Source organism: Chitinophaga sp. HK235, from assembly GCF_018255755.1.
Lineage (GTDB): Bacteria > Bacteroidota > Bacteroidia > Chitinophagales > Chitinophagaceae > Chitinophaga.
Genome location: NZ_CP073766.1, coordinates 5,578,730 through 5,601,591, shown reverse-complemented (window position 1 = coordinate 5,601,591; position 22,862 = coordinate 5,578,730). Strand labels below are relative to the sequence as shown.

Below are 22,862 nucleotides of genomic sequence, written 5' to 3'. Positions count from 1 at the left end.
CTAATTAGTAATTGTTATCTTTGTAACATAAGCATTAAAACAATCAGTTATGTCTCATATTATACCAGTAAGAGGATTTACACCACAGATTGCTGACGGCTGCTTTATCGCGCCCAATGCCACTATCGTAGGCGATGTAGTAATGGGTAAAGGTTGTACCGTATGGTTCAATGCTGTTGTTCGTGGTGATGTGAACAGCATCCGGCTGGGAGAGAATGTTAATATACAGGATGGAGCCGTGATCCACTGTACCTATGAGAAATCCAAAACCATTGTGGGAAATAATGTGTCTATCGGCCATAACGCCATCCTGCACGGCTGTACGATAGATAACGATGTACTGATCGGCATGGGCGCTATTGTAATGGACAATGCCCATATCAGCAGCAACAGCATCATCGCTGCAGGCGCTGTGATCCTCGCAGGTACCCATGTAGAACCCGGCACTATCTGGGCAGGCGTTCCTGCCAGAAAAGTGAAAGACATTGATATGGTACTGATTAAGGGAGAAATCAACCGTATCTCCAACAATTACAACATGTACGCTTCCTGGTACTCAGAAGGGGAGGAGAAAAAATAACACTTTAGGGAAAAATATTATATTGCAGGCAAATATCCCTCTATGAAAATGTTTATTTGCCTGCTCCTTTTGGCTGCTATTCTGCTGCCAGGCTGCTCTTCGCAGAAATACGGGTGTCCCGCCACCGGTTACAATAAAAAAGATTTACAGCGTTCCAACCGCAAAGCTGGCAAACAAATGCGTTTATTCTAGTAAAACCTTGTTATGCGTAGAATAATCGTCCTTGCCCTGCTGGCCATCATGGCCCTTACCGCCTGCCGTACCCGTAAAAAAGGCTGCCCGCTGCCCCGCCGCAACTGGGGCGCAGAAAAAGTCCTCGATGAACTCAACAAACCCAAAAGATAATCAGTATTGTTCTTCCTGGATGCTCTCCAGGATGGTAGCATAGCTCACATATCGCTCAGGGTCAATCTCTCCGGCTTCCACGGCTGCTTTTACAGCGCATCCGGGCTCGTTGAGATGCAAACAGTTGTTGAACTGGCACTGCGATAGAAAGGGCACCATCTCCAGGAAATAATGAGACAGCTCTGTCTTCTCAATCTCTGCAATACCGAATTCACGTACTCCGGGGGTATCTATCAGACAGCCACCTCCCGGCAGGTCGAACATTTCCGCAAACGTAGTGGTATGCAGCCCTTTACCGCTCCAGCCGCTGACAGCGGTGGTGCGCAGGTCCAGCCCGGGCATCAGGTCATTGATCAGTGACGACTTGCCCACGCCGGAGTGACCCGACATCAGGGTGGTTTTGTCTTTCAGTATGGCCTGGATCTCTTCAATACCCTCTTGGGTGGTAGCAGATATCAGCTTCACCTGATAGCCTATTTCGGTGTACAAAGCCTCAATAGCCTCATACAGCTCCATCTCCTTCGCCTTGTAGATGTCTTTTTTGTTGAACACCAGAATGGCCGGAACATGATAGGCTGCGGCCGTTACCAGAAAACGGTCAATGAACCCCAGAGAGGTACGTGGCTCTTTAATAGTGCAGATCAGCATGGCCTGGTCCAGATTGGCGGCCACGATATGTTTTTTATGACGCCCATGGGGAGAGCTGCGCACGATATAGTTGCGCCGTTCCCCGATCGCAGTGATCATGGCGTTTTTCGCATTGGCATCGCTGTCATCGGGAGCAATCTCCACAACATCGCCTACGGCAATAGGATTGGTGGAAGTGATATCATCATTTTTTTTGAAAATCCCTTTCATCCGGGCCTGAAATGTCTCTCCTGTAGCAGTTTTCACCACATACCAGCTGCCTGTCGATTTATATACTGTTGCTTGCAATAGAAAATTATATTGTCCCCAAAGGTAATTTTTTCAAACAAAGCGGCCAAGCGGGAACAAGGTACCAAAACAGCAAAGGCGCCAGGGATCCCGGAAGATGCCTTAGCGCCTTTGTGTCTGGTGTAAATAGTTTATGGTAAACTTCTGAATACGGAATAACGCAGGACAACTTCCAGCAGGATGCAGGCCAGGGCCAGCATAGCCAGTGGGAAGAAATGCTCTGCATAACGTTTGTAGGAAGTGATCTCTACTTTTGTTTTCTCCAGCTGGTCAATTTCACTATAGATGTTTTTCAGATCTGCCGTATTGGTGGCACGGAAATACTTACCACCCGTTTCTTTGGAGATCTTTTTCATCAGTGGCTCATCAATCTGTACGTCCTGCATCACCATCTGTACGCTACCATCCGCCATAGGCATGGGGAAGGGGGCTTTGCCGATGGTGCCCACCCCGATGGTATATACACGGATTTTGAATGCCTTGGCTATTTCCAGGGCTGTCAGCGGATCTACGAGACCGGTGTTATTAACACCATCTGTCAGCAGTATGATCACCTTGCTTTTAGCATGACTGTTGCGCAGGCGGTCCACTGAAGTGGCCAGTCCCATACCGATGGCTGTACCATCCTGCAACATACCGCTTTTCACCTGTATGATCTGGTTCTTCAACACGGTATGATCGGTGGTGATAGGGCACTGCGTAAAGCTTTCTCCGGAAAACACCACCAGGCCAATACGATCGCTGATACGTTTGTCAACGAAGTCCATGGCCACTTTTTTGGCGGCTTCCATCCTGTTGGGCTGCAGATCCTCTGCCAGCATACTGCCGGAGATGTCCACAGCCATTACAATATCGATCCCTTCACTGTCGATATTCTCGGATGTATTGGAGGTCTGTGGCCGTGCCAGCGCTGTTACCAGTGCTGCATACGCCAATACCCGCAGGGCCAGCAATACCGGCCGGAAACGTACTTTCCAGGATACCGGCAGGCCTTTAAGGCCTTCTACGGATGATACCATCATCACGCCCTGCGCCTTTTTACGCCGGACAGTGCGCCAGTATATCATCACCGGTATCAGCAGTAAAAGCCAGAAGAAAACCGGATGGGCAAATTCAATATTTTTCCACGCTGAAAAATCCATTACTTAAATACGGTTACAAATTACTAATTACAGCCCCTTATGCCTGCGGTTTTTCACCTTGTACTGCGGTTACCGGCTCTTCTCTGGGCCGTGTCCACTCCAGTATTTCTTCGGTTTTGCGCATACAGTCCTCATGCTCGTCGTCAGTAGGCTGCAGTTTGGCAAACTTGGCAAGGTCCGCTATCGCCAGCAGGGAGCGCAATTTATCGCGCTGCTGATTCAGCTTGGTGACCGGTCTGATGTTATTTAACAACTCCTCGCTGGTCTGTTCCAGCGCAGCGATACCAAACTGGTGTTCGAAATAGCTACGCAAAATATCTGTCAGTCTGGTATAGTATTGTTTTACATCACCCTGCTGCCACAGCTTTTCATCCTTGAGAGCTTTCAGCTGTTGTATAGCCAGCTCGTAAGGTGTCACCAGCGGCAGTGTTTCTACTGGTTTCTTTTCCGGACGTTTACGGAAATACAGCCACAGGCCCAGTGCTATCAGCACTACGGCAGCGCCGATCACGATATACAGCCAGTAGTCCCAGATGTTCCAGGGCACTGCTTGCACCGTCTTGATCGGTTTAAAGGCTTTGGAAGTGTCTACCGCCACGGTGTTGACATCGAAGCCCAGCGGTTGGCTGAACAAGGTATCTATGCTGTTGGCAGCAGTGGCGCCATACACTTCAAATTTTAAAGGGGGAAATTCCCAATGTCCGGAGTCAAAGCTGGTAAGGGTAAGGGTTTGCTGCAACACTTTCATGTCCTGCCGGGACACGGTGTCCAGAGAAGTACGGGACACCACCTCGAAGTGGTCCAGGGAGTCCGGCACTACGGGAAACAGCAGCTTGAAGTCGGATTTGCTGAAAGTCGCCGCCGGTACGGTGGCGCTCAGGTGTAACTTTATCTGTTCTCCTATCCGGATGCTGCCCGTATCCGCCTTCGCTGTCACCTCCAGGGTGTTTTGTGCCAGCAGGCTTAACGGATACAACAATCCCATAAAGAAACATAAAAATATACGCCTTATAACTTGCTGTTTATACATGTCTGAAATTGCTCTCCTTATTAACTTATGCCCTGTTCAGGAAAAATGTCTGCAACGCTTTCACGTAGTCTTCATCCGTACGGATGCTCATCAGCTCTGCACCACTTTTCATAAAGGCATTTTTGCAATATTGTGCGTGCTGTGCAAACTGGTACTCATAGTACTGTCTTACCCGGCGGTCGGCGGTATCTATCCATTGTGTGGTGCCTGTTTCAGCATCTGCCACCTGGATAAGCCCTACCGGCGGCAGTTCCCTGTCACGCTGGTCATATACCTGTATCCCTACCACATCATGCCTTTTGGCAGCGATGTTCAGGGCATCCTGGTAGTTGCCGGACAGGAAGTCGCTCAGCAGAAACACGATACTGCGTTTTTTGGTTGCGTTGTTGAAAAAACGCAGTGTTTCCTTGATATTGGTACCTTTTCGTTTAGGCGTGAACGATAGTAGCTCACGGATAATGAACAGGATATGTGATTTACCTTTTTTCGGAGGGATATATCTCTCCATGCCGTCGCTGAAGAAAATAACGCCCACCTTATCATTGTTTTTGATGGCGGAAAAAGCCAGCACAGCACATAGTTCTGTGATCAGCTCCCGTTTATCCCTTTTTTGTGTACCGAAGGAAGAGCTTTCGCTCATATCCACCAGCAGCATCACTGTCAGCTCCCGTTCTTCTTCGAAGACCTTTACAAACGGGTGATTAAAGCGTGCTGTCACGTTCCAGTCGATAGACCGTACGTCATCACCAAAGTGATAGTCCCTTACTTCGCTGAACGACATACCACGGCCTTTGAAGGCGGAATGGTATTCGCCCGCGAAAATATGGTTGGTAAGTCCTTTGGTCTTGATTTCGATCTGTCTTACCTTCTTTAATATTTCGGCAGTCTCCAATATCATAAAAATTGGCTTATGGCACTTCTACTGCGTTAAGAATTTCGCTCAGGATGTTTTCACTCGTAACGTTTTCTGCTTCTGCTTCATAAGTCAGTCCCACACGGTGGCGCATTACGTCGAAGCAGATGTTGCGTACGTCTTCCGGAATAACATACCCTCTGCGTTTCATGAAGGCATAGGCTTTTGCGGCCAGGGCCAGGTTGATGCTGGCCCTTGGAGATCCACCGTAGGAGATCAATGGCTTCAGCTTCTGCAACTTGTATTCTTCCGGATTACGGGTAGCAAAAACAATATCGATGATATATTTTTCGATTTTTTCATCCATATATACTTCCCTTACCAGTCTGCGCGCTTCCAGGATATCGGAGGGCTGTATCACCGCACGGATAGGCGTGGTGGCTTCCGGGTTGAGGTTCTGACGGATGATGTGTCTTTCTTCTTCCTTGGTAGGATATCCGATCACTACTTTCAGCATGAAACGGTCTACCTGAGCTTCAGGCAGGGTATAGGTACCTTCCTGTTCTATCGGGTTCTGGGTGGCCAGTACCAGGAAAGGATCATCCAGTTTGAAAGTAGTGTCACCGATGGTGATCTGCCTTTCCTGCATGGCTTCCAGCAGGGCGCTCTGTACTTTGGCAGGGGCGCGGTTGATCTCATCTGCCAGGATGAAGTTGGCGAAGATAGGTCCTTTACGTACTACAAACTCATTCTTCTGCTGATTGTAGATCATAGTACCGATCACGTCCGCGGGCAACAGGTCAGGCGTAAACTGAATACGGCTGAATTTAGCGTTGATAGCGGATGACAGCGATTTGATAGACAAGGTTTTTGCAAGGCCGGGCACCCCTTCGAGCAGTACGTGTCCCTGTGCCAGCAAGCCGATGAGCAATCTCTCCACCATATAGCGCTGTCCCACGATTACCTTGCTCAGCTCCATGTTCAGGAGGTCCACAAAAGCACTCGCCTGGTGAATTTTTTCATTTAGTTGCCGGATATCGGACGTTGTATTTTCCATGCTGTTAATTTTTCAAGTGTGCTAAAATAAACATTCTCTTGTCAAATAAAACTTATCACTATGTGAAATGCCCGTTAAAGTGCTGTTAAACTTGCCACTGTGGCGCATTCCCATGAAAATCAGCCTAACGGGGATGCCCAAATTAATAAAGCTGCCGCATATTTATATAATATTTTTCCGTATAACGTACATTTGCCATGGCTATGAGCCACTTAACAGCAAACACTGACCCAAAAAACAGCAATAAGATGGAAGATTTTGAGAAGCGTTGGAAACCAATAGAAGATATGCTGACAGCCAGGTTCGGCAAAAAGCCCAATATGGAGGCTATCTTGTTCCTGATCGGCATCAATGAGCTCAACAACCTGAAGACAAAATATAGTAAAGAACAGAAACAGGACCTGATGCACGTAGCAGTATGCACACTGCTCAGCCAGAGCGGCTACTTCGAGCTGGAAGGCTATGATGCAGACGGATGGCCTCATTTCAAGGAACTACAGCCTGTTCCCAAGTTCAATCTGGAAGAACAGGAGCACTTTCTGAAAGAACATATCATCACCTATTTTTCTGAGCACGAAGAAGATTAAACATCTGGTATGAAAAAAACGCTACTCCTCTGTACCCTGCTGCTAACCATTGCCGCCTTCGCCATGGCCAAAAACAGGAAGGTAAAAGTGATCACGCCCTATGGCACCATGGTGATACACCTGTATGACCAGACACCCAAGCACCGGAACAACTTCCTGAAGTTAAGCCGGCAGCACTTCTACGATAGTACTCTGTTTCACCGGGTGATCAAACAGTTTATGATCCAGGGTGGCGATCCGGATTCCAAACACGCCCAACCCGGTGCAGCATTGGGTAATGGAGATGTAGGGTATACCATCCCGGCAGAGTTCCAGCTGGACCTCTTTCATCGCAAGGGCGCGCTGGCAGCGGCCCGCGACAACAATCCGGCCAAGGCCTCTTCCGGTTGCCAGTTTTATATCGTACAGGGTAAGGTGTTCACCGACGAGCAGCTGGACCAGCTGGAAAAGACAAGACTGGGTGGCCGCAAGATTCCGGTAGACCAGCGTGAGATATACAAAACGCAAGGAGGTTCACCACATCTTGACCAAAACTACACCGTTTTTGGCCAGGTGATCAAAGGGCTGGACGTGATCGACAAGATCGCAGCAGTGAAAACAGACAGCCTGAACAGACCACTACAGGACATCCCCATGAAAGTGCGCGTTATCAGAAAGTGGCTTTTTTTCTGACAACACAACAATCCAATTAATCATCTTGTTAAAAATCAAAAAAACGCAAATCTCTAAATGATTTGTATTTTTACGACTCAAAACCTGACTTATATGAATTTTCCGTCAAACCTTCGTTACACTAAAGATCACGAATGGATTTTATTAGAAGGCGATGTTGCCACTATCGGTATTACCGAATTTGCACAACGTGAATTGGGCGATATAGTGTTCGTTGACATTCCTACAGTTGGTAAGACTTTAGCCGCTGAAGAAGTTTTCGGAACTGTAGAAGCAGTAAAAACTGTTTCTGATCTTTTCCTGCCTGTTGCAGGCACCCTCAAAGAATTCAATGCTGAACTGGAATCTGAACCAGAGCTGGTTAACACCGACCCATACGGCGATGGCTGGATGGTTAAAATGACCGTAAAGAACACTGCTGACGTAGCAGCCCTGCTGACTGCAGATCAATACAAGGCCCTGGTAGCTGAATAATTAGCCAACTGATATTTTTACATAGAGTACACAACAGGCCTGCGATACCGCATGCCTGTTGTTTTTTTTACGGGACCATATAATCGACGCATAGAAGATGAAAGCCTGGAGATATTACCTTCCTGCCACTTTATGGATCATCCTGATCCTTGTTTTATGTACCCTGCCGGGTAAAGATATCCCCACTAACTCTTTTTTAGAACGGATACATTTCGATAAGTTCGTTCATTTCGGCCTTTTCGGCGGTATTGTGTTGTTTTTAAGCATGGGTGTATACTGGCAGAAAAAACATATCTCTGCTTTTACCCTGCTGCTGTTTATAGTAATAGCAGCCGTTTACGGGTTTATAATTGAACTGATACAGAAATACTGGGTCGTAGGCCGCAGTTTTGATTTGTATGATGCATTGGCAGATACGCTGGGAGCGGTGGCCGGCGTGATTGTATTCAAAATTATATTACGACTTTTTTATAAACAGAAGGCATAAAAAATCCCCCCTGGAACCAGGGGGGAATGTATATCTGCTTATGAGAAATATGTAATTTTAAAATCTTCTATTACTGACCAACTTCTTTCTTCGCGTCCTGTTTCATTTTGTCGTTAGCGAAGATGGAGAATTCTACACGGCGGTTTTTAGCACGGTTAGCATCTGAATCGTTGGGAACTTTAGGCTGGCTCTTACCATACCAGAAGCCCTGGATACGGTTAGCAGCAACACCCTGAGATTTCAGATAATTTACTACCGTGTTAGTCCTTCTTTCAGACAGGCCCATGTTGTAAGCATCTGTACCTCTGTCGTCTGTATGACCTTCTACACGCACGTTAGTATCAGGATATTTGTTCAGGATCTCAGCCAGTTGTTTAACACTGGTTTGTGCGGCCGGAGACAGATCAGATTTGTCGAAACCGAAAAGCACGCCTGCATCAAATGTAACGTTGATACCTTCACCCACACGTTCTACTGTTGCATTAGGAACTTCACTTTTAATTTCCTGTGCCTGTTTGTCCATTTTTTTACCGATCAAAGCACCGCCAGCACCACCAAGCGCAGCACCGATAATAGCACCTAATGCAGTATTCCCTGCCACTTTACCGATCACCGCACCAGCAGCAGCACCGCCGCCAACACCTATTGCAGCTCCTTTTTTAGTATTGTCCATGCTCTGCCAGGTTTTACAGCTAAACAACATGGTTACGGATAAAGCCACAGCTACAAGGGCATTCAATCTTTTCATCTTAGTAATTTTAAACATGAAGGTTATTATATATAATTCAGGATAACAAATGTAATCGAAAAGTGGGAAACAAATACTTTGCCAGTTTCATTTTAAATATACAACCGGCTGATTGATAATGGTAAACAAACGTTAAAAAAAACACAAGCAACTTATTTATAATCAAATAATTATATACGAAGTGCTTGTGTTTTTACCGTTATGAATACATCCGCAAGAAAAACAACGGACTACCCCAAAAGGTTTTTCAGCATACCGCCAATACCACCTTCATTGCCTTGCTGACCTTGCTGTTGCTGGCTCGCACCATTTGAAAACAGGCTTGTCAGGTCGCTGAGGTCTACCTTGCCATCACCATTTTTATCCAGTCCGCCAGACAGTTTACCCAGCACACCCTGCAGATCGATACCACCGGCAGCGCCACCAGTCAGGGAGTTGAGGATGCCATTGAGGCTGAAATTGTTGTTGGATGGATCATTGGTCTTGTGTACCAGCGAACCCAACACAGTAGGGATCAGAGAAGCAGCCAGCTGGGTGGCGGCACCTTTGTCCAGGTTAAATTTCTCCAGCAGCGTACCAATAAAGTTATTGGAGATATTGCCCACTACAGGATTATCCTGAGCTGTAGCCGACTGGCCGCCCAACAGCGATAATACCCCTTCAGTATTGCCATTGGCCAACTCCTGTTGCAGACCATTTGTAATGGACGCAGTGGCAGCGCTCATCACTGCCTCATTTTGTTCATTGGGCACAGCGGGATTGTTGACAACAGTGCTCTGTGCATGTTCCCGAACGAGTTCCATTAATTGCTCTAACATCTGAATATGGATTTTTGTGGAAGAAAAATGTAGTGGTCGTTGTAAATAAATGTAAGATTATTTACTTATGATTAGCGCGATTTACAAAGGATTAACACGATTTAAACAGGATTTAACACTATAGGAAGGTCTTATCAAAAACAAAGTGAGCAAAGGCGCAAAACGGTTGTGTTGCACACTTTGCGCCTCTGCTCACTTTATTACTGTATCGAAAACGATTAATTACCCTGTTTCAGTTTCTCTGCGTTTTCAGCAAACTGCAGCGCGTCTACCATGTCTTTGATCTCCCCGTTCATAAAGGCATCGAGGTTATAAACGGTCATGCCTATACGGTGATCTGTTACACGGCCCTGCGGATAGTTATAGGTACGGATTTTCGCGGAACGGTCGCCGGTAGACACAAGGCTCTTACGCTGGGAAGCGATAGCATCTTCATGTTTACGCACTGCCGCCTCATAAATACGGGTACGCAGCATTTTCATGGCGATTTCCCGGTTGGAGTGCTGGCTACGGCCTTCCTGACATTCCACCACTACACCGGTAGGAATGTGGGTAAGCCTTACGGCAGACTCGGTTTTGTTTACGTGCTGACCACCTGCACCGGAAGAACGGAAGGTGTCCATTTTAATATCTGCCTCTCTTACGTCTACGTCTACTTCCTCAGCTTCGGGCAGTACCGCTACGGTAGCAGCAGAGGTATGTACACGGCCGGAGGCCTCTGTGGCTGGCACACGCTGTACACGGTGTACACCTGATTCAAATTTCAGGGTACCATATACATCATCACCGCTCACTTCTATCACCACCTCTTTAAAACCGCCGGCAGAACCCGCGTTTTCATTCAGCAGGTTGGTGCTCCAGCCTTTCAGCTCACAGAAACGCAAATACATACGCATCAGGTCGCCGGCAAAGAGGCTGGCCTCATCACCGCCGGTACCGGCACGTATTTCGAGGATGGCGTTTTTCTCATCCTGAGGATCTTTTGGTATCAGCAGGTTACGGATCGTCTCCTCCTGCGCCAGTTTCTGCTCCTGCAGGGCTTCGGTCTCAGCCTTGGCCAGCTCCCGCATCTCCTCGTCACCACTGTCCAGTACCTCCTTGTTAAAGTCGATATTGTCCAGCAGATTCCGGTAGGCGTCGTAAGCCTTCACGATCTTTTCCAGCTGGCGGTATTCCTTGCTCAGCTGGCCAAACTTTTTGTTGTCACTTACCACTTCAGGGTTGGTAAGGGCCAGCGCTACCTGTTCAAAACGGCCTTTTATAGCTTCCAGTTTGTCTATCATAATTATCTTTGACTTTTGAGTACCCACCTGAAAGGGTCGGGATACTGCTAATCGGGTTGCAAAATTAACACCATTAACTTAATTAAATATCAGGTTGTTGAAACAGATCAAATTAAAAGGAAAGGACCTCTTCGACGGAAGCCATTTTCTGGGGCCCGGCAAGGTGCTGATCATGGATGAAAACGGCGTGGTGACCGGCATTGTAGCCGAAAATGCTGCCGGTGAAGACGTCCGGGAGCTGGACGGCATCCTATGCCCGGGATTCATAAACGCCCACTGCCACCTGGAGCTGTCGCATATGAAAGGGGCTATCCCCGAAAAAACAGGACTTCCTTCTTTCCTCACCCGGGTCATGGAAGGACGCAACAACGGCCACGACCAGACCGATGCCATCGCGGCGGCCGAAGAAGCCATGTGGGAATCCGGCATCGCGGCAGTAGGAGATATCTGCAACAGCCCGGCCACTATCCCGCAAAAACGCCACCAGCGCCTCTACTACCATACCTTCGTAGAATGTATGGGATTTGTGGACCATGCCGCCCCAACCCGCTACAACTACAGCCTGGAAGTATTACAGGCCTTCCGTGAGATTAGCGGACCGGGCCACAGCGCCTCCATCGTACCACATGCTCCTTATTCTGTCAGCAAAACCTTATTCGGCCTCCTGGCCCAGACACCACACAATACCCCGCTGACCATCCATAACCAGGAATGCCAGGCGGAAAATGAGCTGTATAACAGCAAAACCGGCGACTTCCTCCGCTTCTTCAGCCACTTCGGCATGGATACCAGCGGATTCCAGGCACCAGGCGTCAACAGCCTCGAAGCCTATCTGCCCTACTTCTCCCATAACAAAATATTACTCGTACATAATACCTATACCAGCGCCAGCGATATCCGGTTTGCCCAACAGCAGCCCCTGGAGATATGGTGGTGCTTCTGCCCGCAGGCCAACCTCTACATAGAAGACCGGTTACCGGACATTCCCCTCTTCCGGGAAGCAGGATGTAATATCGCACTGGGCACCGACAGCCTGGCGTCCAACCATCAGCTGTCTGTCTGGGAGGAAATAAAAACCATCCGGGCACATTATCCCGAAATACCACTGGAAGAGCTCCTGCAGTGGGGCACAACCAACGGCGCCAGGGCACTCGGCATCGAAAGCCGCTATGGTAGCTTCCGGGAAGGAACCCAACCCGGTGTAGTACTGATCAACAACGAAGAAAGTAAACGAATTATCTAGATTTAACCATATGAATGATTTCCTGAACCAGGTCATCCTGGACAATCCCGTTAGGGACTATCTCATCCTGATAGGTGTGCTGCTGTTTGTATCCTTTGTCAAACGTTATGTGTCAAAAGGAGTAGCCGCCGTCCTGTTCCGCCTCGTCCGCCACTGGTCACCACAGATCGAAGAAAAGGACTTTATTAACCTGTTGCTCCGCCCACTGGAGTATTTCCTGCTGCTGGTCACCTTTATGCTGACCATCGACCGGTTTACCTTCCCGCAGGTGCTCAATGTGCACATTTACAACAAAGCCACTCTGCAGAACATTACAGATACCCTGCTCAGCCTGGCTTTCAGCATGAGCATTATCTGGATCATGCTTCGTTTGATAGACTTCATCGCCCTGGTACTGGAGAAAAAGGCCGAACTCACGGAAGACAAGACTGACAACCAGTTTATCATCTTCTTCCGCGACTTCTTCAAAGCCATCGTATTTATCATGGGGGCCATTGCCTTTATCCGTATCCTCTTCGGGCCATCTCTGGTAGAAAAGATCATTGCTGGTCTCGGTATCGGTGCGGCGGCCCTCGCCCTCGCTGCCAAAGAGAGCATCGAAAACCTGATCGGCTCGTTTATCATCTTCTTCGACAAACCCTTCCGTGTAGGCGACAACGTTAAGGTAGATTCCTACCAGGGCACCGTGGAAAAGATAGGTCTGCGCAGTACCCGTATCCGTACCCTGGAAAAAACGTTTGTCACCGTGCCCAACAAAAAGATGGTCGACAGCATTCTGGACAACCTCTCTCTCCGTACCCAGCAAAGAGTGGCCATGCGCCTGGAGCTGGGATCTGAAACAACACCCGATAAACTCATCAAAATACTGGACAATATCCGCAGCCTGCTGAAAAACAATTCCAACATATTGCCTGGCTTTACGGTCAACCTCCACGACTTCACCAAAGACACCTATATCATCCAGATCATCTTCAACACCTATATCATCGAAGGCAGTCAGTATGCGGCCCTGAGAGAAAATATCAACCTCTCTATCGTAAGACTGCTGGCCGACCATGATGTGAAACTGCCGACTACGTCGACAAACGTCACCCTGAACCAACAGTGATGTATTTGATGAATGCTGATTCTCCTGATAAACGGAGATCAGGGTGTATATATAAAAGCGAAGAACCCATTGATTTTTGAATCAATGGGTTCTTCGCTTTTATATCTTACTCAGCAGTGATGCTAATGTATCAGCGGTTTAGTTTTCTTTCTTGGAGCTATCCAGTAAAATGCGGGAGAGATCACTTTCGATAGACTCTTTAGGAGCGCCGGAGATACGACCTACTTCAGCACCATCTCTGAAAACGATCACGGTAGGCAGTTTTTTTACTTTATAGTCAGTAGGAGCGTCTGTCTGGAATTTCTGATCAGCACCGAACATGAGCACCTGATCTTCCGGGCTGCCGGCGGTGATCATTACTTTGAACAGTTCGGGAACCACCTTGCGGCTGGTTTCGTCCCAGGTGCCCATCACTACTACCAGGTTGTAGTTGCTGCGGTTAGCTTTGATGTAGTTGAGCATATTGTCATTGGGCTGGTACTTGTTGACACCTTTGTAAAACCAGTCGGTAGACGGGTCCTGCATCAGTGCTTTCATTTCGATTTTGCCTTTCATCACTTTATCGTTACCATTCTGTGCCCAGGCCATTGTCGAAAAAAGCAGGCCGCCTCCCAGGAGTAATGTTTTCAATCGCATAATCATGTTTTTATAATTGATCTTTCAATTCGGTCAAAAAACCCCGTACCTTAAGCAAAGCTTGTACCATTTCGAAATTACGGGCGGCCAGTTTCAGGTCTTCCTTCAGTTTTTGTTTGGCGCCTTCAATGGTGTACTTTCTTTCGCGCAGGAGGTGGTAGATCAGTTTAAGGTGATGGATATCTTCCTGGCGGAAAAGCCGGTCGCCTTTTCTGTTCTTTTTGGGTTGAAGAATATCGAATTCATTTTCCCAATAACGTATCAGGGAAGTATTTACTTTGAACATAGCAGCTACTTCACTGATCGAATAATATTGTTTGTCTAGTACTAATTTATCCAGCTCCATAATCAAGTCTGGCTCCTCTGATGCTTCTTTCAATGATTTACGTCCCCGCTTTTTACCAGGCTGTATGGGAGCAGCTACGGTCTTTTTCACTTTTGCTTTTACAGCACCACCCACTATCTCCGTTACCGGGTGGGGAGTTCCAGGTGAGGAAAAGAGGTTTAACTGTTGCATGATGGTAAAAAACGGTGAAAAAATATTTTTTACGGGAATGAAGTTAAGCTTTTCATGGTAAGCATGCAGCTTTTCTTTCCCCGGAAAAATATCGTTTCCCCTGTTGCAACATCTTAAAAGCCAGTTCGATCTACTGGTAGCCGGCTATTAGTCAAAAGACTGGTTACCGGACCTGGCCATCTTCAGCATACGGTCAAACTGGTCGGGTGTGAGGTCATTAAAGAAGAAATACACCGGGTCAACTTTTTCTCCGTTTTTGATAACCTCATAGTGGCAGTGAGGACCGGTAGATTTACCGGTACTGCCTACCCATCCCACTACATCACCGCGTTTTACCGCCTGGCCGGCCTTCACCTTCATGCGGAACATGTGGCCATATAACGTTTTATAACCATATCCATGTCGTACGATCACGTGGTTGCCATAACCGACGTCGCTCAGGCTGGCCTCTTCCACCACTCCGTTGCCGGTAGCGTAGATAGGTGTACCGCTGGGCGCTGCAAAGTCGAGGCCCGCATGGAATTTCATCGTTTTATAGATCGGATCGATACGGTAGCCGAAGCCGGAAGCGATATGTTTCAGGTCTTTGTTGGCCACCGGTTGTATAGCGGGGATGGAAGCAAGCATCTGTTGCTTGTTCTTCACCAGGTTATCGATTTCTTCGTATGATTTTTCCTGTGATTTGATACGATTGGTGATTTCTTTCAACAGGACACCAGTGGAAGCGATGATCTCACTGCTGGCAAAAGACTGCAGCTGGGCAGCTTCCTCATCCCGGTTGATCTTACCCTGACGGGTACTGTCGGGGATAGGGGAGGCTTCAAAGATGACACGGTAAATTTCATTGTCACGCTCTTCCAGTTGGGCCAGCTTACCCTTCATTTCCCGCATACGACCCTGCAACGCGTCGTATTTCTCCTTCATTCCCTCCAGATCGCGGCGCAACGACTTCTCCTTGGGAGAATCCACCACCCTGTAGGCCACTGACAGAAAAATAGCCCCGGTAACTATCGCAGCCGACAAAAAGCCGAGTATCCTCAGGACCTTCACCCGCAGCGATACTACGAGTTTCTCATATTTTAATGTTTGGGTGTTGTAAAAATATTTAACCTTCTTCATGCACCGGGTGTACTTTACGCTGATTTACAGCGTTGAACGCTATAACAGCAGATTTATTTCATGAGGTACAAACAAGTTGGATGGCGGTAGTTAGCATTATTTTCTGTCCACATTAACTTTTTTCCCGGGTAACACCACCTGTTTTGAATAATCATGCAGGTTTTCGATATTTTTGCACTCCCTGTAACTCATCGGAAAATAAGGCGCACAAACCTAATGTAATTAGATTAAAACATCAACCTTTTGAATGTCAATTTTCTAACTACTTTATAATGGCTTGAAAAACAATGTAAAATTGCCTATTGCCGCGTGTTACATAACGACAAAAATACATATTAACTCGTATCAATATTTATGACAGCATCTGAGATAAGACAGCAATTCCTGGATTTTTTTGCGTCGAAAGGGCACCAGATCGTTCCTTCTGCTCCCATAGTCATCAAAAACGACCCGACTTTGATGTTCACCAACGCGGGCATGAACCAGTTTAAAGACTACTTCCTGGGCAACAAGGTACCTGCCAGCACCCGGGTCGCGGACACGCAGAAATGTCTGCGCGTAAGTGGTAAACACAACGACCTGGAAGAAGTAGGTATTGATACTTACCACCATACCATGTTTGAAATGCTCGGCAACTGGAGCTTTGGCGACTACTTTAAAAAAGAAGCCATAGCCTGGAGCTGGGAACTGCTCACTGAAGTCTATAAAATCCCGAAAGACAAACTCTATGTCACTGTCTTCGAAGGAGATGCGAGTGAAAACCTGCCCAAAGACGAAGAAGCATACAACTTCTGGAAAGAACATATTGCAGAAGACAGAATCCTGCTGGGCAACAAAAAAGACAACTTCTGGGAAATGGGCGATACCGGCCCTTGTGGTCCCTGCTCCGAAATACATGTGGACTGCCGTCCGGATGCCGAAAAGAAACTGGTAGATGGTAAAACACTCGTTAACGCCGACCATCCTCAGGTGATTGAAATATGGAACAACGTATTCATGCAGTTCAACCGCCTGAAAGATAAATCGCTGGAGCCACTGCCAGCCAAACACGTAGACACCGGCATGGGCCTCGAACGCCTGGTACGCGTACTGCAGGGTAAAACCTCCAACTACGACACCGACCTGTTCATGGGCACCATCCACACCACCGAAAGCTTTACCGGCAAAAAATACGAAGGCACCGACACCAGAAAAGACGTCGCCTTCCGTGTAATTGCCGACCATATACGCGCCATCTCCTTCACCATCGCCGACGGCCAGCTGCCTTCCAATACCGGTGCTGGTTATGTGATCCGCCGTATTCTCCGCAGAGCGGTACGTTACTATTTCTCCTTCCTCGATGTTAGAAAACCACTCCTGCACGACCTGGTACCTGTACTGGCCGCCCAGTTCTCCCACGTATTCCCTGAACTGCAACAGCAGGTGGATTTCGTGAAAAAAGTAGTGTTTGAAGAAGAAAACAACTTCCTCCGCACCCTGGACAGTGGTATCCGCCGTATCGAAGACTTTATGCAACAGGCTGCCACCAAAGGCATCGATGGCCAGACAGCCTTTGAATTATATGACACTTACGGTTTCCCATACGACCTGACCACCCTCATCGCGTCAGAAAACGGGTTCACCGTAGACAAAGCAGGCTTTGATGCCGCCATGCAGCAGCAGAAAGACCGCTCCCGTGCCGCCACAGAAGTGGATGCCGGCGACTGGGTAATCCTGGACGAAACACCCGATTCCGTTTTCATCGGCTACGAACAGCTGGAAAGCAATACCAAACTGCTGAAATACCGTACCGTAAAAGCCAAAGGCAAAGAACAGTTCCAGCTCGTACTGGGGCAGACACCTTTCTATGCTGAAAGCGGCGGACAAGTGGGTGATACCGGTATCCTGCACTTCGGCGATGAAGTGATCCATGTTACCGACACCAAAAAGGAAAACAACCTGATCATTCACTTTGCGGATAAACTACCTGCCAACCCTGCTGCCCATGTAAAAGCAACAGTGGCCAAAGACAAACGCCGCAACATTGCCCGTCACCACTCCGCTACCCATCTCCTTCATGCTGCACTGCGTCAGATACTGGGTACACACGTGGCACAGAAAGGCTCCCTGGTGAATGCAGAAAACCTCCGCTTCGACTTCTCCCACTTCGCTAAAGTGACCGATGAAGAACTGGCGCAGATTGAAGCTATCGTTAACGAAAAGATCCGCCAGAACATCCCGGTGATCATAAAGGAACTGCCTAAGGAAGAAGCCCTGCAACTGGGTGCCATGGCACTTTTCGGTGAAAAATACGGCGACATGGTGCGTGTGGTAATTATGGATCCTGCCTATAGCGTAGAGCTGTGCGGTGGTACTCACATAGGCGCTACCGGAGAACTCGGTCTCTTTAAGTTTTTATCCGAAGGTGCTGTTGCTGCCGGTGTTCGCCGCGTGGAAGCCGTTACCGGCGCCAAAGCGGAGGCCTTCATCAACGAACAGCTGCAACTGCTGAAGGAAATCAGGAACACCCTGAAAAATCCGAAGGAAATCGTGAAAGCCGTGGAAACACTCGCCCAGGACAAATCCTCCCTGGAAAAACAGGTGGAAGCCCTCGAGCTGGAGAAAGTACGCCAGCTGGCTGCCGATCTGCGCAACCAGGCCCAGGACATCAACGGTGTGAACTTCCTCGGACAGGTGGTGAACGTTAACAATGCAGAAGGTCTCAAACAACTGGCCCTGCAACTGAAAGGCGATATCCCCAATCACGTACTGCTGTTCGTAGCAAACATCGGCGGCAAAGCCAGCGTAGCCCTCAGCATCGCTGATGAACTGGTAGCAGCCAAAGGCTGGGAAGCACCCAAGATCATCAAGGAAAAAGTAGCACCCCTGATCAAAGGCGGCGGCGGCGGACAAAAAACCTTCGCTACAGCCGGTGGACAGGAAACAGATAAACTGGACCAGGTAGTAGCGGCTGTAAAAGCCATCCTGGGATAATTCTACAATCACTCCGGCTTTGCCGGAAAACATAACCAAAAGGCGAAAAGCGAAACAAAAGTTTCGCTTTTCGCCTTTTTAATCCCATTTGGTCATCTCCCAGGAAAAAATTTTAACAAACCATCTGGTGACGTACGTCATCATTTCAGTAGTTTTAACTTTTTCTTACCTCATACCGCGGCTAATTTTGTAACATTCCAAAAAGAAAACAGGTAATTATGAAAAACGTACTCAGAAATTTTACCCTTGCAGGCTTTGGTTGCCTGGCCCTGAGCGTGGCCTCAGCACAAAACCCGGGTTCATCCAGAGATAAAATGGGCGAGTATGATGAGATCATCATTAAGAGCAAAAGTGACAAAGGTGGAAAAGTTACCGTGGAAATCAAAGACGGCAATATCCTGGTAGACGGTAAAAAACTGGACCAGTATAACAACCCTGATATCTCTGTTCTCCGCAGGAGCATCACCCCGATCAATGGTAACAACTTCAGCTTTGAAAATGGTTCCCCTGACCACATTCAGCTTTTTAGTGATGGTGATGAAACCGATATCCCTGTTCCCAAAGCTATGCTGGGCGTGATCACCGAAAAAACCGTTGCCGCTGGTGCTACCGTTAAAATTGTAGCCCCTGGCAGCCCTGCCGAAAAAGCCGGTATCAAAATCGGTGATGTGATCACCCAAATAAACAAGGATGCCATCAAAGAACCGAAAGAGTTATATGAAACCATCGGTAAGTTCCAACCTGGCGACAAAATAATGATCACGTATATACGTAATAAGAAAGAAACCAAAGTGCCGGTTACCCTTGATGAAAGAAGAGAGGAGTCTTTTGGCATGCATAATATGCCCCGCAGGAGAGGAGAGCTGTTTACCATGCCGGTCCCCCACGGCGGACAAGGTTTTGGCAATTTATTCGGCATGCCCGATGAAGGTGTAAAACTCGGTATTCAGGTGCAGGACACCGAAAATGGTGACGGCGCACAGGTGATTAATATGGCACCCGGTTCTCCGGCAGAAAAAGCAGGTTTCAAAGTAAATGACCTGATCACTGAAATGGCCGGATCGCCTGTAAAATCAGCGGGAGACGTGGCAGAGATTTATCGTAACAACCGCGATAAAGGAGCTATAACGGCTACGATTAAACGAAACGGACAAATACAGACCATTGACATAAAAATTCCAAAGAAACTGCGTAAAGCAGATCTTTAATACCTTCTTTCAACATTTTATTTTGGGTTTAAAACGCAAAGGCGCAAAGGAGTTCTATCCTTTGCGCCTCTTGTTTTATGGTTAGTACGCCTTACTTCATAATTCTCTTCATGAGTCCGAGCTTGTTTTTAAACGGCGGATATTTGACTGGTACGTCCAGCCAGGTGCCGGTTTTCAGCATGCCTTTAGCGTGCGTAAATGTTTCAAAGCTGTAGCGTCCGTGGTACTGGCCCATACCGCTGTAGCCCGCGCCACCAAAGGGCAGCTCCGGATTGGTAAGATGTACCAGCGCATTGTTGACACATCCGCCTCCGAAACGCACCTGCTCGATGAGTGCTTTTTCCGTTTTTTTACTTTTGGTGAAAACGTATAATGCCAGCGGATACGGATTTTTCTTAATAGCCTGGATAGCCTGTGGCAGCTCCTCAAAAGTCAGGATAGGCAATACCGGACCGAAGATTTCTTCCTGCATCACCGGATCATCCCACTCTACATCATCCAGCAGGGTAGGGGCGATATAGAGCTTGTCACGGTCTGTCTGACCACCATGCAATATATGTCCTTCTTTCAGGTAAGCGGCCACCGTATCAAAACGACGGGAGTTGATCATTCGGGCGTAGTCTTCACTGCTGGCAGGATTTTGTCCGAAGAAGTCCACGATGGCTTCTTTCATCGCGTCTACCATCTCTTCCTTCACACGGTGGTGTACCAGCAGGTAATCAGGCGCCACACAGGTCTGGCCAGCATTCCAGAACTTGGCCCATATAATTCGTTTAGCCGCTACCTTTATATTCACCTTATCATCTACCACACAAGGTGATTTTCCACCCAGCTCCAGTGTTACAGGAGTAAGATGTGGCACGGCCATCTCCATGATCTTTTTTCCTACCGGAATGCTGCCGGTGAAGAAGACATGGTCGAATCGGTAGGCCATAAGGGCAGGGATGATAGCGGCACCATCACCTTCCACCACAGTGACGAAGGCAGGGTCGAATATTTCCTTTATCATGGCGGCAATTACGGCGGCTGTATGCGGCGCCAGTTCCGATGGTTTCAGGATGGCACAGTTGCCGCCGGCGATAGCACCTATCAAAGGGCTTAACTGCAGCATAAACGGGTAATTCCAGGGAGCGATGATGAGTGTGAGCCCCAGTGGCTCGCGGTAAATGCGGCTGCTGCTGGGATAGGTCACAAAAGGAGATGTCACCACCTCCGGCTCCATCCACTGTTTCAGGTTGGCCAGCGTAAAGGCGATTTCTTCATACAGAAATCCTACTTCGCTGCTATAGGCTTCCAGCGGGTGTTTATGAAGATCCTGGTGCAAAGCCTCCAGGATACGGGATTCATATTGGCTGACACCCTTTTTCAGACGCTTCAGCATGTCCTTTCTGAAGGCATAGGGAAGGGTTGCTCCTGAGTCAAAATAATCATGCTGGGCCTTATAAAGCTGACTTATCTGGGCATTGCTGATCATAGGGTGTAAATTTAGTACGTTGCTTAACCTCAAGTTAGTCATTCCCCGGATGAAATAGGCCGAAATCACGGCATTATTTGAATATATTTGTGGGAATCAGTACGGATTATGAGCGATATCTACAGTAAATACGAAACAGTGATAGGGCTTGAAGTACATGCCCAGCTGCTTACAGAAAGCAAATTATTCTGCAGCGACAGCGCTGCTTTCGGTGGAGCACCCAATACCCATATCAGCGCCATTTCGCTGGCCCATCCCGGCACCTTGCCCCGGATGAACCGTAAAGCCGCAGAATATGCCATCAAACTGGGCCTGGCCTGCCATTGCGAGATTGAAAAAGATAACTATTTCGCCCGTAAAAACTACTTCTACCCCGACCTGCCCAAAGGTTATCAGATATCACAGCATACCGCACCTATCTGTAAGGGCGGTTATGTTGCGGTAGTGACCGATGCCGGCAGCCGGCAGATAAAGCTCAACCGTATCCATCTGGAAGAAGATGCCGGCAAACTCCTGCACGACCAGGACCCTGCCAACAGTTATGTGGACTACAACCGCGCCGGCGTACCCCTCGTGGAAATCGTCAGCGAACCGGATATGCACACCAGCGAAGAAGCCTATGTCTATCTCACTGAACTGCGGCGCCTTGTTCGCTATCTCGGTGTATGCGACGGCAATATGGAAGAAGGCAGCATGCGCTGCGATGCCAATATATCCGTACGTCTCAAAGGTGCTACCACACTGGGCACCAAGGTGGAAGTAAAAAACATGAACTCCATCCGCAACGTAAAGCGGGCTATTGATAATGAAGTAAAACGGCAGATCGACCTGATTGAAGCCGGTGGCACACTGGTGCAGGAAACCCGCAGCTTCGACGCTTCCAACGGCAGCTCTTTCCCGCTGCGCTCCAAAGAGGAAGCCAACGACTACCGTTACTTTCCAGAGCCGGACCTGGCGCCCTTCCGGCTTACCGACGAGTTTATAGCCGGTATCCGCGCTACGCTGCCCGCACTGCCGGAAGAACTGGTGCAGAAATACACTACTGTGTACGGCCTGCCTGAATATGATGCCCGTGTAATCTGCGACGACAAAGCCACTGCCGATTATTTCGAAAGCCTCACCGCCATCACCCCCCATTACAAGGCTGCTGCCAACTGGATGCTGGGGCCGGTGAAATCCTGGCTCAACGAACATTCGGAAGACATATCCCGGTTTCCGGTGACTCCCGCTGCGCTGGCGGCACTCATCAGTCTTACTGACAGCGGCAAGGTAAGTTTCTCCATCGCCTCCTCCCGGATACTGCCGGAAATGACACAGGTGGCGGAAGACCCGCTGGCCATCGCTACCCGGCTCAATCTCCTGCAAGACAACAATGCAGACAACATCAGCCCCATCATCGATGAAGTGCTGGCCAAATATCCGGATAAAGTGGCCGCCTTCCGGAGTGGTAAAAAAGGATTGATGTCTTTGTTTGTGGGAGAAGTGATGAAACTGTCGAAAGGTAAGGCAGATCCCCGGTTGACCAACGAATTACTGGCAGAAAAACTGAAAGGCTAAGACGCTTTGCATTTA

23 protein-coding genes are annotated in these 22,862 nt (G+C 48.3%); 11 read left to right on the top strand and 12 right to left on the bottom strand.

The annotated features are described in order from the left end of the window. The first annotated feature begins 49 nt into the window (after nucleotides 1–49). Both KD145_RS21105 and KD145_RS21100 read left to right on the top strand, forming a co-directional pair. Nucleotides 50–580, top strand: coding sequence for a gamma carbonic anhydrase family protein (locus tag KD145_RS21105; RefSeq protein WP_212001422.1), 531 nt, complete (start codon nucleotides 50–52; stop codon nucleotides 578–580). 204 nt (nucleotides 581–784) lie between these two features. Continuing rightward, nucleotides 785–925, top strand: coding sequence for a hypothetical protein (locus KD145_RS21100; protein WP_212001419.1), 141 nt, complete (start codon nucleotides 785–787; stop codon nucleotides 923–925). Here KD145_RS21100 and rsgA read toward each other — a convergent pair whose 3' ends face one another. The 5 genes from rsgA to KD145_RS21075 form a co-directional block, all read right to left on the bottom strand. After that, nucleotides 926–1,861: a ribosome small subunit-dependent GTPase A gene (gene rsgA, locus KD145_RS21095; RefSeq protein ID WP_212001418.1), complete on the bottom strand. Its 936-nt coding sequence runs from the start codon at nucleotides 1,859–1,861 to the stop codon at nucleotides 926–928. It lies immediately after the preceding gene. 131 nt (nucleotides 1,862–1,992) lie between these two features. Continuing rightward, the gene (locus KD145_RS21090) at nucleotides 1,993–3,003 is read right to left on the bottom strand and encodes a VWA domain-containing protein (protein WP_212001415.1); all 1,011 of its coding nucleotides are present in this window, start codon (nucleotides 3,001–3,003) and stop codon (nucleotides 1,993–1,995) included. Between the two features lie 37 nt (nucleotides 3,004–3,040). Continuing rightward, nucleotides 3,041–3,988, bottom strand: a complete 948-nt coding sequence (locus KD145_RS21085; protein WP_212001414.1) for a hypothetical protein — start codon at nucleotides 3,986–3,988, stop codon at nucleotides 3,041–3,043. 70 nt (nucleotides 3,989–4,058) lie between these two features. Then, nucleotides 4,059–4,931 (bottom strand): DUF58 domain-containing protein, encoded by an 873-nt coding sequence (locus KD145_RS21080; protein ID WP_249219487.1) that lies wholly within the window; start codon nucleotides 4,929–4,931, stop codon nucleotides 4,059–4,061. A 10-nt stretch (nucleotides 4,932–4,941) separates the two neighbouring features. After that, nucleotides 4,942–5,865: an AAA family ATPase gene (locus KD145_RS21075; RefSeq protein WP_374223539.1), complete on the bottom strand. Its 924-nt coding sequence runs from the start codon at nucleotides 5,863–5,865 to the stop codon at nucleotides 4,942–4,944. Between the two features lie 326 nt (nucleotides 5,866–6,191). Here KD145_RS21075 and KD145_RS21070 point away from each other — a divergent pair, with 326 nt between their 5' ends. The 4 genes from KD145_RS21070 (at nucleotide 6,192) to KD145_RS21055 (ending at nucleotide 8,163) form a co-directional block, all read left to right on the top strand. After that, a complete protein-coding gene (locus KD145_RS21070) occupies nucleotides 6,192–6,530 on the top strand; it encodes a hypothetical protein (protein WP_113615767.1) in 339 nt (112 codons plus the stop codon). 9 nt (nucleotides 6,531–6,539) lie between these two features. Next, nucleotides 6,540–7,202, top strand: a complete 663-nt coding sequence (locus KD145_RS21065) for a peptidylprolyl isomerase (protein ID WP_212001412.1) — start codon at nucleotides 6,540–6,542, stop codon at nucleotides 7,200–7,202. A 93-nt stretch (nucleotides 7,203–7,295) separates the two neighbouring features. Next, nucleotides 7,296–7,676: a glycine cleavage system protein GcvH gene (gene gcvH, locus KD145_RS21060; protein ID WP_212001411.1), complete on the top strand. Its 381-nt coding sequence runs from the start codon at nucleotides 7,296–7,298 to the stop codon at nucleotides 7,674–7,676. 97 nt (nucleotides 7,677–7,773) lie between these two features. Next, complete coding sequence (locus tag KD145_RS21055) at nucleotides 7,774–8,163, top strand: VanZ family protein (RefSeq protein WP_212001410.1); 390 nt, start codon at nucleotides 7,774–7,776, stop codon at nucleotides 8,161–8,163. A gap of 70 nt (nucleotides 8,164–8,233) precedes the next feature. Here the strand turns inward: KD145_RS21055 and KD145_RS21050 are convergent, their stop codons facing one another. From KD145_RS21050 to prfA, 3 genes are all read right to left on the bottom strand, one after another. Continuing rightward, entirely contained in the window at nucleotides 8,234–8,911 is a 678-nt protein-coding gene (locus tag KD145_RS21050) for an OmpA family protein (protein ID WP_212001409.1), read from the bottom strand. Nucleotides 8,912–9,141: 230 nt separating this feature from the next. Further along, nucleotides 9,142–9,729 carry a hypothetical protein gene (locus KD145_RS21045; RefSeq protein ID WP_212001408.1) on the bottom strand — a complete coding sequence of 196 codons (588 nt, stop codon included), beginning with the start codon at nucleotides 9,727–9,729 and terminating at the stop codon, nucleotides 9,142–9,144. Between the two features lie 218 nt (nucleotides 9,730–9,947). Then, nucleotides 9,948–11,012 carry a peptide chain release factor 1 gene (prfA, locus tag KD145_RS21040; RefSeq protein ID WP_212001406.1) on the bottom strand — a complete coding sequence of 355 codons (1,065 nt, stop codon included), beginning with the start codon at nucleotides 11,010–11,012 and terminating at the stop codon, nucleotides 9,948–9,950. 97 nt (nucleotides 11,013–11,109) lie between these two features. Here prfA and KD145_RS21035 point away from each other — a divergent pair, with 97 nt between their 5' ends. Then, a complete protein-coding gene (locus KD145_RS21035) occupies nucleotides 11,110–12,255 on the top strand; it encodes an amidohydrolase family protein (protein ID WP_212001403.1) in 1,146 nt (381 codons plus the stop codon). Between the two features lie 10 nt (nucleotides 12,256–12,265). Then, entirely contained in the window at nucleotides 12,266–13,363 is a 1,098-nt protein-coding gene (locus KD145_RS21030) for a mechanosensitive ion channel family protein (protein WP_212001401.1), read from the top strand. A gap of 138 nt (nucleotides 13,364–13,501) precedes the next feature. Here KD145_RS21030 and KD145_RS21025 read toward each other — a convergent pair whose 3' ends face one another. From KD145_RS21025 to KD145_RS21015, 3 genes are all read right to left on the bottom strand, one after another. Then, a complete protein-coding gene (locus KD145_RS21025) occupies nucleotides 13,502–13,999 on the bottom strand; it encodes a thioredoxin family protein (protein WP_212001400.1) in 498 nt (165 codons plus the stop codon). Nucleotides 14,000–14,009: 10 nt separating this feature from the next. After that, entirely contained in the window at nucleotides 14,010–14,516 is a 507-nt protein-coding gene (locus tag KD145_RS21020; protein ID WP_249219483.1) for a MerR family transcriptional regulator, read from the bottom strand. Nucleotides 14,517–14,663: 147 nt separating this feature from the next. Further along, the gene (locus tag KD145_RS21015) at nucleotides 14,664–15,635 is read right to left on the bottom strand and encodes a peptidoglycan DD-metalloendopeptidase family protein (RefSeq protein ID WP_212001399.1); all 972 of its coding nucleotides are present in this window, start codon (nucleotides 15,633–15,635) and stop codon (nucleotides 14,664–14,666) included. A gap of 354 nt (nucleotides 15,636–15,989) precedes the next feature. Between KD145_RS21015 and alaS the strand changes: the two genes are divergently transcribed. Continuing rightward, entirely contained in the window at nucleotides 15,990–18,608 is a 2,619-nt protein-coding gene (gene alaS, locus KD145_RS21010) for an alanine--tRNA ligase (RefSeq protein WP_212001397.1), read from the top strand. A 218-nt stretch (nucleotides 18,609–18,826) separates the two neighbouring features. Further along, the gene (locus KD145_RS21005; protein ID WP_212001394.1) at nucleotides 18,827–19,816 is read left to right on the top strand and encodes a PDZ domain-containing protein; all 990 of its coding nucleotides are present in this window, start codon (nucleotides 18,827–18,829) and stop codon (nucleotides 19,814–19,816) included. Nucleotides 19,817–19,907: 91 nt separating this feature from the next. Here the strand turns inward: KD145_RS21005 and KD145_RS21000 are convergent, their stop codons facing one another. Further along, on the bottom strand, nucleotides 19,908–21,290 hold the full coding sequence (locus tag KD145_RS21000) for an aldehyde dehydrogenase (RefSeq protein WP_212001389.1): 1,383 nt from the start codon (nucleotides 21,288–21,290) through the stop codon (nucleotides 19,908–19,910). Between the two features lie 108 nt (nucleotides 21,291–21,398). On the opposite strand from KD145_RS21000, the gene gatB reads away from it, so the two are divergent. Continuing rightward, complete coding sequence (gatB, locus tag KD145_RS20995) at nucleotides 21,399–22,847, top strand: Asp-tRNA(Asn)/Glu-tRNA(Gln) amidotransferase subunit GatB (protein ID WP_212001388.1); 1,449 nt, start codon at nucleotides 21,399–21,401, stop codon at nucleotides 22,845–22,847. Nucleotides 22,848–22,862 lie beyond the last annotated feature (15 nt).